A 16,113-nucleotide genomic window follows, 5' to 3' on the forward strand; every position below is an offset into this window, starting at 1 on the left:
TATTGATGCGTGGTGCACGGCAAACCTTGGAAAGCTCGAAGAGTGTGGGATCTGGCTCGAGTCGCCGACGAAAACCCAAGGCTGGTCACATTGGCAGTGTGTCGGGCCACGCTCAGGCCGCAGAGTATTTCTGCCATGATTGAATTTACTATTTTGGAATTAGTGGCCATCTGGTCACTGGTCATCGTCGCCGTGTGGGTGGTGGCGATCGTTGCGCGAATGGATTGATATGGACTGGAAATCTATTGTATCAACCGTCGCCCCTTGGATTGGAACGGCACTCGGCGGGCCGTTTGGCGGAATGGCTGTATCAGCAGTTGCCAACGCCTTTGGCTTGTCCGACAAGACCGAGGAAGCTATCAAGACGGCGCTCTCCGGCGCGACCCCTGAGCAGATGCTGGCGCTGAAGAAAGCCGACCAAGACTTTTCTTTGCAGATGCAGGCGCTTGGATTCAAGCAGATTACCGACCTTGAAGCCATCGCTGCCGGAGACCGCAAGGACGCAAGAGACATGGCCAAGACGACACGCAGCCCGATTCCAGCGCTGCTATCTGTCCTGGTCACGGCGGGTTATTTCAGCATTCTGATCGGAATGATGATCGGAATCCTAAAAGTAAGCGATTCGCAAGCTCTGCTGCTTATGCTCGGCTCGCTTGGTACGGCTTGGGGGATGGTCATGGCCTTCTGGTTCGGAACAACCAACGAGGGAGGACGCAAGACGGAGTTGCTGGCTAACTCCCCGCCAGTGAAGCTGTAGGTATAAACTTCGGCGCCTTCCGTATCTGAATTTTGAGCGGACCATGTTTCCGATGTCGCTATAATTACCACTACAAATTAACGGCTATTTTGGGCCGTTTTTTCTGGTGAAGGTACTTTTGAAGGTATCGACATTTAGGATGCAATATTTACCATTATGAATCAACGCTATTTCAACTTCTTTTATAATTGAGTGAGAGTAGTTTTAGTGTCGTATCAAGCCTGAAAGATCGTTTGGCTTGGATCTGCAAGGATTGCGAGCAATTGAACTCTGATAGCACCGTAGTATCATATGAGATACTATTCTTGGCATGAACAAACGAACCAAGCTGCTCGAAGCCATGCGCAACAATCCCCGAGACTGGCGGATTGATGATTTACTTTCGGTGGCAGCTCAGTTCGGCATCGAGTGCCGAAATCACGGAGGTAGTCACCATGTTTTCGGCTACCACGGTGTGGAAAGCGATGTGTCCATACCAGCCCATAGGCCGATCAAGCCGGTTTTTATCCGGCAATTTCTGAGTTTGGTCGATAGCGTCAAGGAGTTGCAATCATGAGTGCCACTATCAAGCAGATTGCTCAAGTGAAACCTGAATATTCCTTCGAGTCTTATGCCCACATCGTCAGTCCTCTATCAGCGGAGGATGGTGGTGGTTATCTGATTACGTTCCCCGATTTGCCCGGTTGCATGTCCGATGGCGAAACTGAGGCCGAAGCAGTGGCAAACGGACGCGATGCTTTTGCATCCTGGGTTTCGGCCAGAGTCGATGCGGGCAAGTCAGTTCCGGAGCCGACCTATCAACCTGAACCCGTACCTATGGCCTCAGGTCGTTTTGTTACCCGCCTGCCCAAATCAATTCATGCCAAGTTGGCCGATCGTGCCAAGGCTGAGGGAGTCAGTCTGAACACCTTGGTTCTGGCCTATATCGCTGAAGGTTTGGGGCGCAAGGATGCGCATGCCTGATGCGATTGTACAAATGTTGGTATCAACGAAACCTGTTTTAAAAAATCATTTTATTTTCACCGGTGTTTGCTGCTCGTTGATTGATGAGTGGAATGAGTCTGTAATCTCTCCAAACCAGACAGAGATTGTGTCGCCATGAACTTCTCCGATGTCCTCAAGGCCTTGAATCAGGCCTCTGCCTTTGAACTTTATCGAATGCGGGCCGCCATTGACAGGGTTCTGGATGAGCCGCGCTGGTTGCTGGCTATTCAATCCCGTCTCCAAATCGGCCAGTCGGTTGAATATTTCCATGCCAACGCCAATAGTTTGCGACGCGGACAGGTCCTTGAGTTACGCCGCAAGCAGGCCGTGATTCTGGACAAGGATGATGGAAAACGTTGGCTGATTTCCTACGCCGCGATCAATATGGACGGTGCCGATGTCCAGATTCGGGAACAGCCGAAACAGGGCCTGGGGCGCAATGAGGTCGTGGTGGGTGAAATGGTCGGATTCCTCGACCGCAATCAACAGCAGCGCAGCGGCCGTGTCGTTCGCCTCAACGACAAGACCGTGACTTTGCTCTGCGGGCAACAGCAGTGGCGCGTGGATTACGCTTATCTGCATCGGGTGGTCGATTCCGATGTGATCGAACATGGCCTGCTCGAAATCAAGGGCACACCGCTGCAAGCCAAATAATACGGGCACCTTCAAGCACAATGCCGTGGAAACCATTGTTAATGAGGGTCTCGGGGCATGCACCGTGAAGATCGCCAATCTGGGCGCCTTGCAGACAGATATAAATTGGATCACTCGATCCTTGTGAAAATTACTCCCTTCGCGAATCAGGAGCTTTCTCATGAAATCCAAAGTTAAACCCGCCAAAGCCAAGGAACCCAGACTGTCCCGCACGCACGCCCCGACCGATCTTTCTCCGGTCGAGTGGCAGCGTACACTCCGCCGACAATTCGGGCGTGAGCAGGCGTTTGGTCTGGAAAATATTGGCTCGGAACCCTTTTTCTCCGAGTTTCGCGTGAGCAATCCGCTGTCGAAAAGCCACTATCGCGTGGCGATCCGGGGCCAGCGACCCGGCGACAATTTCTGCGCCTGTCCCGATTACGCCAGCAATGAACTGGGCACCTGCAAGCACATCGAATTTACGCTGTCGCGGCTGGAGAAAAAGCGCGGTGCCAGGACGGCGTTCAAGCGTGGCTATCAGCCGCCATTTTCCGAACTGTATTTGCGCAACGACGGCGGTCGCACCATCCATTTCCGCGCTGGAACGGATTGCCCGCCGGCGCTGCGGGATGAAGCGACGCACCTGTTCGACGAAGCGCACGGCTGGGTGCTTGCGGAAGCGGATTTCGACGCCCTGGAGCACTTCCTCACGACGGTGGCCAGTAGCGGCCACGAACTTCGCGCCTACGACGATGCGCTCGACTTTGTTGCCGGTCGGCGTGACGCTGCGCGGCGAGCCGCTGCGCTGGATGCCATTTTTCCAGGTGCCACGGACGATCCGCTGCTGAAGACACTGCTCAAGGTGCCGCTTTACGCTTATCAGGCCGAGGGTGCCTTGTTTGCCGTGCGCGCCGGTCGGGTGCTGATCGGCGACGAAATGGGGCTGGGCAAGACCATCCAGGCCATTGCGGCAGCGGAGATTCTGGCGCGGCATTTCGGCGTTTCGCGGGTGCTGGTGATCTGCCCGACCTCGCTCAAATATCAGTGGCAGAGCGAGATGGCGCGCTTTTCCGGTCGTCTGTCGCGGGTGCTCACCGGCGGCCGGGCACAACGGCAAAAGGAGTACGCGGCGGACGACTTCTGCAAAATCACCAACTACGAGAAACTCAAGCCGGATCTCGATCTGATCGCCGCCTGGGCGCCGGAACTGGTGATCGTCGATGAAGCGCAGCGCGTGAAGAACTGGAACACCATCGCCGCCCGTGCGCTCAAACGCATCGATAGTCCTTATGCCATGGTGTTGACTGGTACGCCGCTGGAAAACAAGCTGGAAGAGCTGATCTCGATCGTTCAGTTCGTCGACCAGCATCGGCTGGGCCCGACCTGGAAGCTGCTGCACGAGCATCAGCTCAAGGACGAAACCGGGCGCGTGACCGGTTACACCGGGCTCGAAAAAATTGGCGAAACGCTGGCCCCGATCATGATCCGCCGCCGCAAGAGCGAAGTGCTACTGCAATTGCCGGAACGTACCGACCAGAATCTGCTGGTACCGATGACCGAATTGCAGATGATCTATCACCAGGAAAACGCCGAGATCGTTTCGAAGATCGTGCAGCGCTGGCGCAAGATGAAATTCCTCTCGGACAAGGATCAGCGGCGACTGACCTGCGCCTTGCAGAACATGCGCATGTCGTGCAACAGCACCTATCTGCTCGACCAGGAAAGCGACCATGGGGTCAAGGCCGACGAACTGGCGGCGCTGTTCGACGACCTGTTCACCCAGCCGGAGGCCAAGGCGGTGGTGTTTTCGCAATGGACACGCACCCACGATATCGTGATTCGCCGGCTGGAAGCGCGCGGAATCGGCTATATCAGCTTCCACGGCGGCGTGCCATCGGAGAAGCGGCCGGCGCTGGTCGAGCGTTTCCGTGACGATCCCGCCTGCCGCGTTTTTCTGTCGACCGACGCCGGCAGCACCGGGCTCAACCTGCAACAGCCTCGACACTGGTCAACATGGACCTGCCGTGGAACCCGGCGATCCTCGAACAACGCATCTCGCGCATTCACCGCATGGGGCAGCAGCGGCCGGTGCAGATCGTCAATTTCGTCGCCAAGGGCACCATCGAGGAGGGTATGCTCTCCGTGCTGGCCTTCAAGCGATCACTTTCGGCGGGCATTCTCGATGGCGGAACCGGCGAGATTTCCTTCGGCGGATCGCGTCTGAATCGCTTCATGAAGGACGTGGAAAACGTTACCGGCCACATGGGTGAAGGCGAAACAGTGGTTCCGGCGGAGGAAATGGCCAACGTTACCGCTCCTGAGGCCACGCCTCGGGATATGGGGGTGAGCGAAGAAAAAGTCGGTTCTGTGGAGCGCGCGACGGCACCGCCCGCGACCGAGGCCGCCGATCCATGGAGTGCATTGTTGCAGGTCGGTGCGCAGTTCGTGTCAGCACTTGCCACGGCGGGCGACGGGTCAACTCCGGCACACCCCTGGATTGAGCGCGATCCGGTAACCGGGGCGCGGAGCCTGAAGGTGCCATTGCCGCCGCCGGAAACCGCTGGAAGGATCGCCGATACGCTCTCATTGCTGTCTGATCTGTTGCGCAGAAGCAGTGCCGGAAAGTGAATCCGCCACAATCTGCGAACTTCGTATCCTGCAGAAAGCTTCCCTGGCTTTCACGATGGTCGGGTCACTGCTTCTGTCCCTGATGTTCAACCTAGAAAAGGCAGTTCGTCCACGAAAAACACCAAAAGCACGAAAAAATCAAGGAGATAAAAAGCTGAAGATCGCCACCCAAAGGGTGAATAGAAAAAATACATTAAACTGTTGTTTTTGTTCGTGTCTTTCGTGTTTTTCGTGGATAGACTGAGGTTTTTAGGTTCAACGTGTGTGGAATCTCAGACCGACAGTCCAAGCGCGCGCAACGCGATGCGCACAGACGGCGGATCGATGAAATGGATGCCGTGCAGGCCGAGGTGGCGTGCAGCCTCTACGTTCTCGAGTTTGTCGTCGATGAACACCGCACGCGAGGGGGTAATTGCGTAGCGCTGCAGAAGTCGCTGGTAAATCGCCGGATCTGGTTTGACTAGCCCTTCGAGGCCGGAGACCACGGCGCCATCAAAATCCGAGAGGAATGGAAATCGCACCACAGCCAGCGGATAGGTTTCTGCAGAGAAGTTGGTCAGCAGGTAGGTGCGTACTCCACGTCGCTGCAAGGTCCGAAAGAGGTCGATCGATTCAACGATCGGCTCGCCTATGGTCTCCTGCCAGCGGTGGAAGAAGGCTTCGAAGAGCGGGCGGTGGTGTGGATATTGCTGGCTGTGCGCAGCGATGCCATCGGCGAAGCAGCGGCCGGCATCCATTTGGGTGTTCCATGCATTGAAGCCGGTTTCTTCGAAGAACCTTTCGATGCTTGCGTCGTCCGGCATCATCTTTCTGAACAGCCAGCGCGGGTTGAAGGGAATCAGCACATTGCCGACATCGAAAACGACCGTGTCGACCGTCGGTATCGTCATGGCAGCACCTCCTGCTTCATTTCAATTTCCAACACCCAGAGCCTATGCGAATAGGATGCGTGTCTGGTGTCAATTGGCAAAGCCATAGTGGACAGATCGACAGGGGTTCCGTTAGCCGTGTCGCGCTGTCACCGCTTCGTCAGCAGCAGCCCGCACTCAAGATGCGGAGTGTAGGGAAACTGGTCGAAAACCGCCGAGGCGGTGATTTGGTGGGTGCCTTGCAGGGCAGCAACGTTTTCCTGCAGGGTCATCGGGTTGCAGGAAATGTACAGGATATGGTCGAAGCTGCCCGCAAGCTCGAGGGTTGCAGCGTCCAGCCCACTGCGCGGCGGATCGACAAACAGGGTGGAAAAGCGGTAATTTGCGAGGTCGATCTCCTTCATTCGATTGAATTCCCTGAGTCCGGCGAGCGCGCCGCTGATCTCTTCGCTGGACATGCGCACCAATGCCACATTGTCGATGCCGTTGGTGGCTAGGTTATGGTGCGCGGACTGAATAGACGACTTGCTGACTTCGGTGGCAAGGACGCGGTCGAACAGCGGGGCCAGTGCAATCGTGAAGTTTCCGTTTCCGCAATACAGTTCCAGCAGGTCGCCGCCCAAGCCGGCGGCTTGACGGCAAGCCCAGCCAAGCATTTGCCGATTTACTCCGCCATTGGGCTGGGAGAAGGCGCCCTCGATTTGCTGGTAGCTCAGGTGGCGCCCGTTTAGTTCGAATTCCTCCAGCACCCAGTCGCGACCGACGACGATCTTCTGCTTGTGGCTACGTCCGATCAGTTGCACCTGCATTTCAGTGGCCAAGTCCCTGGCCAATTCCCGCGCCGCTGCTTCCCAGGATTCATCGAGTCGCCGGTGGTAGATGAAGGTAATCATCAGTTCGCCGCTGAGCGTGGCCAGGAAGTTCACCTGGAACAGGTTGCTCTTCAACGCAGCACTGGCCTGCAGCGCTTCGCGCAAGCGCGGCATCGCTGTACAAATGGATTCGCAAGCCGGGGCGAAGTGCTCGACCACCACCGCTTGCTTCGGTTCGGCCGGGTCGAACATGGCGTAGTCAACGCGCTCGCCGTTGTGCCACATGCGGAACTCGGCGCGCAACCGGTAATTGAGTGGCGCGGAGGAATAAACTGCCGGCTCGGGCAGGTCAAAGCACGCGAAGTCACGCTGGAATTGCGAAACTTTGGTCGCGAGTTGTGGTGCGTATTCGGCTGGGTCAATGCTGGGTAGTGGCATGGTGTCCGTGGGTGTTGAGCAGGGTAAATTTGTTCTAACCAACCACCGTCATTCCGGGTCAAGCCCGGAATGACGGTAAATCAATGAGTTGGCGTAAGAACAAATTTACCTTGGGAGCCAGGTGAATAAGGCGGCAAGTATAGAGATATCACGCGGATACGAAGGAAAAATCGCACCGACGCCACGGGATGAGGCGATCGACGCTCAGTCGACACGGTGCCGTACCGCCAGATGGCGCTCCTGTCGCTGCGTCAGCGCCCGTGCAATTTGCCTGGGCGCATCACGTTTCGGCAACAACCCTTTCAAGGCTCGCGGATTGCTTCGTGCCCCGCTGCTCACATAGTCGGACATCAGAGATTGTTGAACCGCCTGTGCGGGCAACCCGCCTCTGGTGCACAGGTAATCAAACAGCGCGTCCACCAGCGACTCAGGGGAAAAGCCACTGGTTTTTCCGGTGCTCTCCCACAACCAGTCGGCAAAACCGAGAAACGCATAAAACGGAGATGGCGCTCCACCACTGACAACAGCATGGCCACTGGTGCTGGGCGGGTCCAGCAGCAGCAACAAGGTCTGCTTGAAGCGCCCCGAATTGGCGACCCTGTCCCAATAGCGCGCAAAGCGGGTAAAGCGCTGCAGCGAGGCCGAATCCACCGCCCCGGTTTGCTGCACCGTATAGGGCGGTAAAGCGTCGTACACCATGCCGTACCCGGCTGTGTGCCGGGAAATCGGAGCCCCGCGCAAACGCTTAAGAAGCCCCGGCTGGATCTCGTGCACACCCAGGGCATAAAGGCGGTCAAACCCCGCGGCAAAGCTTTCCAGCGTTTCGCCGGGCAGGCCAAAGATCAGATCGGCATGTACATGAGCATTCGATTCGCCAACCAGCCAGCGCAGGTTGGCCTCGGTCTTCTCGTTGTCCTGCTGGCGCGAGATGTGCTGTTGCACCTCGGTATTGAAGCTCTGGATGCCCACCTCGAATTGCAGAACCCCGGACGGAAATTGCGCGATCATGTGTTTGAGGCGATCAGGCAGGTGGTCGGGGACAACTTCAAAGTGTACGAACAAATCGTCTGATGGCTCGCTCAAGCCCGGCACGTACAGCCGATCCAGAAAAAACTGAAGGATGCGCAGCGAAGCGTCGGTTTTCAAATTGAATGTTCGGTCGACAAACTTGAAGTTGCGCGCCCCGCGCTGGTAGATGCCTTGCATTTCCGCAAGGAAGGCCTCCAGATCAAAGGCCCTGGCGGTTTTGTCCAGCGAACTCAGGCAAAATTCGCACTTGAACGGGCAGCCCCGCGAAGCCTCGACATAGAGCAGGCGGTGCTTCAGGTCCGCGGCGGAATATTCGGCGTAGGGCAAGGCAATCCGCTTCAACGGCGGTTGCTGACCGGTGATCACCTTTCTCGAAGGATGCGGGCCGTACAGCAAAGCGCGGCAAAGTTCGGGAAAGCTCAGGTCACCCCAGCCGGTGATGACATGGTCGGCGAGTTGGACGATCTCTTGCTCGTCGACCTCATGGCTGACCTCGGGCCCGCCCAACACGATTTTGATGCCGGGGCGTGCCGCCTTGAGCAGTCTCAGCACCGCGGTGGTTTGCAATACATTCCAGATATATACGCCAAAGCCGACGATCTGCAGGCCTTGAACACACCGCGCCTCGGTTGCTTCCGGGCCGTCCAGGGTAAGCAACAGCTCATCCACTACATTTTGGGCAGGGCTGGCGATGGTGAACTCACGCAACGTAGTGTGCGGCCTCAAATTCCCCATGTTGGCCAGCAGGTAGCGCAGACCCAACGATGCATGAATGTATTTCGCGTTGAGCGTGGCCAGAACGATGGACGGCGGATTGATGACTTGGGCGGAAAGCATGCCGGTATTATCAAACCACTTGTTCAATTCGCGAACGACTATTCTCGTCCCGCCGATGGATGATCAGATGACCCTTGTGAGTGTGGCACATGCGTTATGGCGCAACAGAAGTCTGTTGCGGAGATGCCCGCGAACGCAGACTCGTTTTCTCATTGAACTTCTGGTGACCAGTCTGCCTAAGATTGAGACGATCGGCAGGTTCGTTCTCAATTTGATGAGCCAGAAAGGTCCCTTGCGCCAGTAACAAGCAGACGGAAAGAAGTAGCCCATGGCAACCCATCACGAGAGCCGCGCCATTGCGCAATCACCTGAATGGTTATTCGATATCGTTGCCGATGTCGAGCGCTATCCGGAATTCCTGCCCCTGGTGCGCGCAGCGAGGATCGTCAAACGTTACGAAAATGCTTACGAAACCGAGCAGAGCCTGGCGTTGGGCCTGCTGACGCATCGCTTCTGTACGCGCACTGATCTTGATCGCCCGCGCAGCATCACCGTAGTATCCGGGGATCGATCCTTCTGCCGTTTCGATATTCGATGGACTTTCCTGCCCTTGGGCGCGGACCAATGCCAGGTCGATTTCACGCTTGATTGCGAGACACGCTCGCTGTTCCTGGGCCCGGTCATCCACGTTCTGGTAATGCCGATGGCCATCAGCATGGTTAGCGCCTTCGAGGCGAGAGCACATGCGCTGGCACTGGAGGCCAGGGCAAAGTGAGATGGAGAAGTAGGAGAAGGTAGCAGAAAAAAAGGCGGAAAATTTGGTTCGCAACCTGAACACCATCGCTGTAAGCTAATGAAACAGGCGGTCTACGGACATGAAGCCAGCAAACCGAATGAATACGCCACTCTTCGTTGATATAAGCTGTAGATGGCCTATCCACGCGGTCTGCAGCACAATGGTACAATGCGTCGCGCTGCTTTGCTGAGGCCTGAATCGTTGCATCGACGACCTGCAAGCTCTTGAGATTTCTCAAGCGTCGGCCCATGATTCGAAAAAACCGAACCATCAGTGAAGGTAATACGAATATACCTTAACTGGAAATTGTCGTAAGTTGAACTCCCACCCTGTTCAAGGAGCGAGATCATGAAAGTCGAAGTTCAAGCCAAAGGTTTGTCTGCCGCGACGTTTTTCCGTCAGCATGCCAGGAAGCGCATGAATGTCGCACTCGGTCGTTTCCGCGATTCAGTGCAGACCATTACCGTACACCTGAGTGACATCAACGGTCCGCGCGGAGGTGCCGACAAGCTTTGCCGCATCGTCGTCCGCCTGAAGAACAGTTCGCTGGTGGTCATCGAGGAACTTGGCGACGATATTTTCAAGGTCATCGACAAGGTGGCCGATCGCGTGCATCAGAGTGTTTCCCGGCAGGTCGGCCGGGTCAATCGCGCAGCGCGCGGTCAGCACCGGACGATCACCCAACTGCAACTGCTGCCCGAGGCCGTCTGACCCAACCATAGCAATTTTTTATAAGGAGCCTTACCGCAATGAACCAACGATTCGATCAATTCACCCTTGCCCGTCAGCAGGCCGGCACCGCGCCGTCCCTGTTGTCCACCCACAAGGTGCTGCGCAACACCTACCTGTTGCTGGCCATGACGCTGCTGTTCAGCGGCGTCGTGGCAGGCGCTGCGGTTGCGCTGCGCCTGCCGCATCCGGGCATCATCCTGACGCTGGTCGGCTACTTCGGCTTGCTCTACGTGACCACCAAGCTGCGCGACAGCAGTTGGGGCCTGCTCTCGGTGTTCGGTCTGACCGGCTTCATGGGCTACACGCTCGGTCCCATCGTCAGCCACTACCTGTCGATGCCCAACGGCGGCCAGACGGTGATGCTGGCAATGGGCGGCACCGGCGCCGTCTTCCTTGGCCTGTCGGCCTACGCCCTGGTCAGCCGGAAGGACTTCAGCTTCATGGGCGGTTTCCTGGCGGTCGGCATCCTGGTGGCGTTTCTCGCCAGTCTCGGAGCGATATTCTTCCAGATTCCGGCGCTTTCGCTGACCGTTTCGGCTGTTTTCGTGCTGCTCATGTCCGGCATGATCCTGTTTGAAACATCACGCATCATCCACGGTGGCGAGACCAACTACATCATGGCCACGGTCAGCCTGTTCGTCTCCATCTACAATCTTTTCCTCAGCCTGCTTCAATTGCTCGGTTTCACCAGCGGGGATTAATGTCTTGAATTTGGCAGTACAAGCATGAACTTGCTCACCGACCCCCAGTTGTGGATTGCGTTCTTCACGCTTACCGCACTGGAGTTGGTGCTTGGCATCGACAACATCATCTTCATTTCGATTCTCGTCGACCGGCTACCGCCGAAAACGCGAGAGAAGGCGCGCAAAATCGGGCTGTTCCTGGCCATGCTGATGCGCATTGCACTGTTGCTGGTGCTGTCCTGGATGGTCAGTCTTACCGCACCGGTTTTAACCGTTCTTGGGCAAGGCATCTCGGCACGTGATCTGATCCTCATCTCCGGCGGCCTTTTTCTGCTCTGGAAAAGCACGGGCGAAATCCATCAATTGCTCGAAGGCGAAGAGGGCGAAGCATCGAACGCCGTTCAGGCGACCTTCGGGGCGATCATCATGCAAATCATCGTAATCGACATCGTGTTTTCGCTCGATTCGATCATCACGGCGATTGGCATGGTCGAAAATGTTTGGGTGATGATCGCCGCCGTGATTGCTTCGGTGGGCTTGATGATGCTGTTCGCGGCAAGCATCGGCCATTTTGTCTCCGATCACCCGACGATCAAGATGCTCGCCCTGTCCTTCCTCATCGTGGTGGGCATGGCGCTGGTTGCCGAAGGCTTGGGGCACAAGGTACCGAAGGGCTATATCTACTTTGCCATGGCTTTCTCGATCGCCGTCGAGATGCTTAACATCCGCATGCGCAAACAGCACTCTTCTCCGGTCAATCTGCATGAAGCCTACAGTTCCAGTATTCCGGAATCGAATGCTGAGACAAAATCTTTGCCAAGTTAAGCCGAGTAATGCATAGCGGCCCATCCTTGCTTGGAGAACTGAGAGCGATGATGCATGAAAACCGGCAGTAAGTAGAAGGATCAGAGGGGCGATGGTCCCATTATTCCAGATGTGGATTTTCAGAACGTCTGACGGAAAACATATCCAGTTGCATTAAAAGACACTATTTATTTATAGGGTAACTGGAATAATTGCAATTCACGAACTACGATGGTAATTCTGCTTGATATGTTACCCGCTTCAAAGCTTGAATCAAGAACCGTACCGTCGTGCAGCGAAATCGAAAAACAGTGAAAGGAAAATCTATGGAAAACCTGCTCAAACCCAACGAAACGTCCTTTCACATCAAGTTTGGCGGCAAGATGACCTATGAGTTTTACCGCGAACTGGAAGACAAGGTGATCGATGCCATGCGACGTTATAACCATCTGGAGATTGACCTTTCCGAAGTCAGCGAGATTGATATTTGCGGACTTCATCTGGTCGGATTACTGCAAAGGGCGGGGGTTATCGTTGCGACTTCGCCAGTGGTAGAGCAAGCGTCCAGGGGTTTGCTTTCCACACTCCATGCGGCTGCCCTTGGCCGCGCATCAAGAAGTAGTCGCATGGCAATACGTTAGTGTGCGGGCGAATACCGATCGAAACAGTACGTTTTCAGGGGCCCACTATCGGCGACTTGGCTGGTGTCGCTTTTATGTTAGCCATTTTCCCGCAGGTAGCCGCAGGCGCGCGAGCAAGCCGCCACCGTCTCTGGCCAGCAGTTCAAGGGTGCCACCATGCAAGCGGGCAATGCGCTCGACGATTGCCAGTCCGAGTCCGGTGCCATTGGCATCGGTGCGGGCGTTTTCCAGGCGGGTAAAGGGGCGCTTCAGACGTTCCATTTCACTTCCCGGTATGCCGGGGCCGCGGTCGAGAATGTCGATCAGGATTTGTCCATTATCGCTTCGGGTTTCCAACGATATTTGATCGCCACCAAACTTGCGGGCGTTTTCGAGCAGATTCACCAGTGCCCTTGTCAGGGCCTGGCGGTGGATCAGTGCGGGTGGTATTTCGCCCAGGATGAGTTGTGGAATGCTTGATGCCCGACCCTGGGCGCTGGCGACCTGGCTCACCAAGCCGTTGACATCAGCCATTTCAGCCTGTTCCCCGCTGTCGCCGCGCGCGTAGTCGAGGAACTGCGCAATGATGGCATCCATTTGCTCAATGTCTTCGATAACGGCATTGCGGGCATCATCGTTGCTGATCGACAATTCAGCTTCCAGACGCAGGCGCGCCAGCGGCGTCCGCAGATCGTGCGAGATGCCGGCCAGTACCTCGGCGCGCTCGGTGTCGATGCGCTGCAGGTTTTTTGACATGCGGTTGAAGGCTTCGGCGAGTTGCCGCAGTTCGATGGCGCCACGTTCAGGGAGGGGAGCAGGTTGCCGACCGCGACCGACTTCTTTTGCTGCACTGGCCAGTGTACGCAAGGGCAGGGTGACGCGGCTGACGATCAACCACGCAACCAGCAGTGCCAGCGCCAGCGAAGCGCCTCCCCAGCCCAGCCAATGCCACGGAAAATCTCGTTCGGCGTGCTCGCCGGGCAGCATCAGCCAATATTCATCCTCGGGGGTGTCGCCAATCGAAAAACTGACCCAGATGCCCGTTTGCCCATTGACCGTTCCGGCAAAGCGGGTGTTCGGCCCAAGTTGCGTTTTGGCGGTGTCGTACATGACGCGGAAGAAGTAGGTGTCCGGCAAGGATTTGACGATGTCGGTGGGTTCGGCCGGGTAAACATGGACGCCTTCACTCTCCGCCAGATCTCGCAGCAACATAAGACGCTTGACCGGATCTGCGGCGACCAGCGCGGCATTGGTGAGGTTGACGACGCTTGCCGTAAGCTGCGCCAGTTGACGGGCGCGTGGTTCGCGTTCGGCAAGCCCGAACAAGGCCAGCCAGGTTGCGACGCTGACGAAAATCAGCAGGCTGACGAGCAGGAAGGTGCGTACCAGCAGCGTACGTGGGAAAAGTTTTAGATACAGCTTTTGATACAGCTTTTGATACAGATATTGGTATCGGATCACTTGGGCTGGCCGTCGGGTATGAAGACGTAGCCGAAGCCCCAGACGGTTTGCAGATAGCGCGGAGTGCCCGGATCAGGTTCGATCAGTTTGCGCAGACGGGAGACCTGCACGTCGATGGCGCGGTCGAAGGGGCCTTGCTCGCGGCCTCGTGCCAGCGTCATCAGGCGGTCGCGCGAGAGCGGTTGGCGCGGGTGTTCGAGCAGCACCTTGAGCACGGCGAACTCGCCGGTGGTCAGCGGCAGGATTTCACCTTTTTGTTTCAGCGTACGGGTGGCCAGATCAACTTCGACATCACTGAAAACGATCAAATCGCCCTCGGCGCTAGGAGCCCCTGGTATGGCCGCCACCCGGCGACGCAAAACGGCCTGGATGCGGGCAACCAGTTCGCGTGGATTGAATGGCTTGGGCAGGTAATCATCAGCGCCCATTTCGAGGCCAACTATCCGGTCAATCTCGTCGCCCTTGGCCGTGAGCATGATGATCGCCTGCTGAGGTTCGCTGGCCCGCAGACGGCGGCAGATCGAAAGCCCGTCTTCACCGGGCAGCATGAGGTCGAGTACGATCAGGTCAAAGTTCTCGCGTGCCAGCGATTTGTCCATCGCCTCGGCACTCTCTGCCGTCTTGACGACAAAGCCCTGCTCGCGGAGATAGCGTTGCAGGAGGTCGCGCAATCTTTTGTCATCGTCAACGACAAGAATTTTTCGTTCAGCCATGGGGTAGATGCTAACCCGAAAGCCTTCGCTGAGCGAGCGGCAGGAATGAAGCCGGGGAGGAAAAGTTGCGCTACGTCCTGTCAGATACAAACATTTACAACTTCTGCAAATTAACGTGAATCCTTGATACATCTGGATTGCACACTATCGTCAACACTTCTGGAAAGGTAGTGGAGATTCCATGAATGGCGGAAGGGGCGCACAATGGAACGAGTCCTCTTTGGCATGATATTTGCCGCGTTGCAGAAGGTGGTGGCAACGGTGGCCGAAAAATTTAATATATCTGACCTGTTTTCAAGTGAACGGTTGAGGGGTTAGGCAAACGCAGACACTGCGAAAGAACCAGGGTGTGGAGAAACGCGTTGAGATGGTCTCGGTCAAACGGATGATCAGCGAAGGTGTTGCGGTGGTGCTTTTTCTGGCACTGGCGATGCCTCTGGCGCATGCCAATTCGCCGGATGAACGTACTGTTCGTGAAGGAAACCGGCAGGGCGTCGGTCAGAGTCAGCCGCAGACGCGTAATCAGCGTGAAGCAAAGCGCAGCTATGCCCAGCGTCACAAGGGTGGCGAAGAGCAGCGGCAACAGCGCCTTTCGCCCGAGGAACGGCGCCAGTTGCGGCGCGATATCAAGGATGCCGGGCGCGATATCTATCCACCGCGTAAATAGTTTTGTCGTTGCTCGAAGTCAAGCGGGGATCCCAAGTTCAGGCTGCCAAGGGCCCCTCGACACTCTGTCCAACCGTTCCCGTGGCATCCAGAAATGCCGCGCGTAGTTTTTCTTCAGGCAGCAGCTTGCCAATGATCACGATCCTTGAAATGCGCGCTTCATCAGGGTTCCAGGCTTCACCATAATCGAAGCCTGCGACGCGCTGCACGCCCTGGAAAATCAGTTTCCGGTTTTCATTCGGGATGGCCAGGATGCCCTTGTAGCGCAGCAGTGTCTCGCCGAATTCATCAATCATCGACTGCACGAATGCGCCAATTTTCTCCAGATCAACTTCGCCAGCGGCTAGCAGGAATGAGGAAATTTCGTCGCTGTGCGCCGCCGGACGACTCGACCAGCGGACCGAGTCTGTTGCCGAACTTGCATGCGGAATAAAACGGCTGGTGGAGCGCGCATTGGCCTCGGTCGCCAACAACGAGGTGTCCAAATTGAATCCGCCAATGCCCAGCAAGGAACCGGATTCGGCGCGACCCTGTTCCAGTTGTTGCTGGAGGGCACGCGGATTGATGCGGTTCAGCCGCTCTGAGAGATCTTCAATCACGTTCGACGCCACAAGATCACATTTGGATATGGATGTAGTCGAGTCCATCCCGAACATAACGCTCGACATTATTTTTACCAGATTGGGATTGCTCGAATAACATTCCGTGAAT

Annotated in this window: 18 protein-coding genes; 12 read left to right on the forward strand and 6 right to left on the reverse strand. The window is 56.4% G+C overall.

The annotated features are described in order from the left end of the window. Positions 1 to 229: 229 nt before the first annotated feature. From ACOYNV_RS19905 to ACOYNV_RS19930, 6 genes are all read left to right on the forward strand, one after another. Complete coding sequence (locus ACOYNV_RS19905; RefSeq protein ID WP_422901556.1) at positions 230 to 757, forward strand: hypothetical protein; 528 nt, start codon at positions 230 to 232, stop codon at positions 755 to 757. 310 nt (positions 758 to 1,067) lie between these two features. Continuing rightward, a complete protein-coding gene (locus tag ACOYNV_RS19910) occupies positions 1,068 to 1,313 on the forward strand; it encodes a hypothetical protein (RefSeq protein ID WP_422901557.1) in 246 nt (81 codons plus the stop codon). Beyond that, positions 1,310 to 1,720: a type II toxin-antitoxin system HicB family antitoxin gene (locus ACOYNV_RS19915; RefSeq protein WP_422901558.1), complete on the forward strand. Its 411-nt coding sequence runs from the start codon at positions 1,310 to 1,312 to the stop codon at positions 1,718 to 1,720. Before ACOYNV_RS19910 ends, ACOYNV_RS19915 begins: the two co-directional genes overlap by 4 nt. Positions 1,721 to 1,855: 135 nt before the next feature. Further along, positions 1,856 to 2,395, forward strand: coding sequence for a hypothetical protein (locus tag ACOYNV_RS19920; protein ID WP_422901559.1), 540 nt, complete (start codon positions 1,856 to 1,858; stop codon positions 2,393 to 2,395). A 160-nt stretch (positions 2,396 to 2,555) separates the two neighbouring features. Beyond that, positions 2,556 to 4,598 carry a DEAD/DEAH box helicase gene (locus ACOYNV_RS19925; protein WP_422901560.1) on the forward strand — a complete coding sequence of 681 codons (2,043 nt, stop codon included), beginning with the start codon at positions 2,556 to 2,558 and terminating at the stop codon, positions 4,596 to 4,598. Then, entirely contained in the window at positions 4,508 to 5,002 is a 495-nt protein-coding gene (locus tag ACOYNV_RS19930) for a hypothetical protein (RefSeq protein WP_422901561.1), read from the forward strand. Before ACOYNV_RS19925 ends, ACOYNV_RS19930 begins: the two co-directional genes overlap by 91 nt. A 272-nt stretch (positions 5,003 to 5,274) precedes the next feature. Here the strand turns inward: ACOYNV_RS19930 and ACOYNV_RS19935 are convergent, their stop codons facing one another. The 3 genes from ACOYNV_RS19935 to ACOYNV_RS19945 form a co-directional block, all read right to left on the reverse strand. Continuing rightward, positions 5,275 to 5,892 carry an HAD family hydrolase gene (locus ACOYNV_RS19935; RefSeq protein ID WP_422901562.1) on the reverse strand — a complete coding sequence of 206 codons (618 nt, stop codon included), beginning with the start codon at positions 5,890 to 5,892 and terminating at the stop codon, positions 5,275 to 5,277. Positions 5,893 to 6,020: 128 nt separating this feature from the next. Continuing rightward, entirely contained in the window at positions 6,021 to 7,121 is a 1,101-nt protein-coding gene (trmA, locus tag ACOYNV_RS19940; RefSeq protein WP_422901563.1) for a tRNA (uridine(54)-C5)-methyltransferase TrmA, read from the reverse strand. A gap of 204 nt (positions 7,122 to 7,325) precedes the next feature. After that, on the reverse strand, positions 7,326 to 8,987 hold the full coding sequence (locus ACOYNV_RS19945; protein WP_422901564.1) for a DUF4080 domain-containing protein: 1,662 nt from the start codon (positions 8,985 to 8,987) through the stop codon (positions 7,326 to 7,328). A 268-nt stretch (positions 8,988 to 9,255) separates the two neighbouring features. Here ACOYNV_RS19945 and ACOYNV_RS19950 point away from each other — a divergent pair, with 268 nt between their 5' ends. The 5 genes from ACOYNV_RS19950 to ACOYNV_RS19970 all read left to right on the forward strand — a co-directional run bounded on the left by ACOYNV_RS19950 (position 9,256) and on the right by ACOYNV_RS19970 (position 12,583). After that, complete coding sequence (locus ACOYNV_RS19950; RefSeq protein ID WP_422901565.1) at positions 9,256 to 9,702, forward strand: type II toxin-antitoxin system RatA family toxin; 447 nt, start codon at positions 9,256 to 9,258, stop codon at positions 9,700 to 9,702. Positions 9,703 to 10,071: 369 nt separating this feature from the next. Continuing rightward, the gene (locus tag ACOYNV_RS19955; RefSeq protein ID WP_422901566.1) at positions 10,072 to 10,434 is read left to right on the forward strand and encodes an HPF/RaiA family ribosome-associated protein; all 363 of its coding nucleotides are present in this window, start codon (positions 10,072 to 10,074) and stop codon (positions 10,432 to 10,434) included. A gap of 38 nt (positions 10,435 to 10,472) precedes the next feature. After that, on the forward strand, positions 10,473 to 11,156 hold the full coding sequence (locus ACOYNV_RS19960; protein ID WP_422901567.1) for a Bax inhibitor-1/YccA family protein: 684 nt from the start codon (positions 10,473 to 10,475) through the stop codon (positions 11,154 to 11,156). Positions 11,157 to 11,180: 24 nt separating this feature from the next. Continuing rightward, positions 11,181 to 11,963 (forward strand): TerC family protein, encoded by a 783-nt coding sequence (locus ACOYNV_RS19965; RefSeq protein WP_422901568.1) that lies wholly within the window; start codon positions 11,181 to 11,183, stop codon positions 11,961 to 11,963. A 305-nt stretch (positions 11,964 to 12,268) separates the two neighbouring features. Then, entirely contained in the window at positions 12,269 to 12,583 is a 315-nt protein-coding gene (locus tag ACOYNV_RS19970; RefSeq protein WP_422901569.1) for a hypothetical protein, read from the forward strand. Between the two features lie 72 nt (positions 12,584 to 12,655). Here the strand turns inward: ACOYNV_RS19970 and ACOYNV_RS19975 are convergent, their stop codons facing one another. After that, positions 12,656 to 14,023, reverse strand: a complete 1,368-nt coding sequence (locus tag ACOYNV_RS19975; protein ID WP_422901570.1) for an ATP-binding protein — start codon at positions 14,021 to 14,023, stop codon at positions 12,656 to 12,658. Then, entirely contained in the window at positions 14,020 to 14,736 is a 717-nt protein-coding gene (gene ompR, locus ACOYNV_RS19980; protein WP_422901571.1) for a two-component system response regulator OmpR, read from the reverse strand. Before ompR ends, ACOYNV_RS19975 begins: the two co-directional genes overlap by 4 nt. Before the next feature lie 349 nt (positions 14,737 to 15,085). Between ompR and ACOYNV_RS19985 the strand changes: the two genes are divergently transcribed. After that, a complete protein-coding gene (locus tag ACOYNV_RS19985; protein ID WP_422901572.1) occupies positions 15,086 to 15,403 on the forward strand; it encodes a hypothetical protein in 318 nt (105 codons plus the stop codon). Between the two features lie 37 nt (positions 15,404 to 15,440). Here the strand turns inward: ACOYNV_RS19985 and ACOYNV_RS19990 are convergent, their stop codons facing one another. Further along, complete coding sequence (locus ACOYNV_RS19990) at positions 15,441 to 16,001, reverse strand: GTP-binding protein (RefSeq protein ID WP_422901573.1); 561 nt, start codon at positions 15,999 to 16,001, stop codon at positions 15,441 to 15,443. Positions 16,002 to 16,113: the final 112 nt, after the last annotated feature.

Source organism: Propionivibrio sp., assembly GCF_049316945.1.
Lineage (GTDB): Bacteria > Pseudomonadota > Gammaproteobacteria > Burkholderiales > Rhodocyclaceae > Propionivibrio.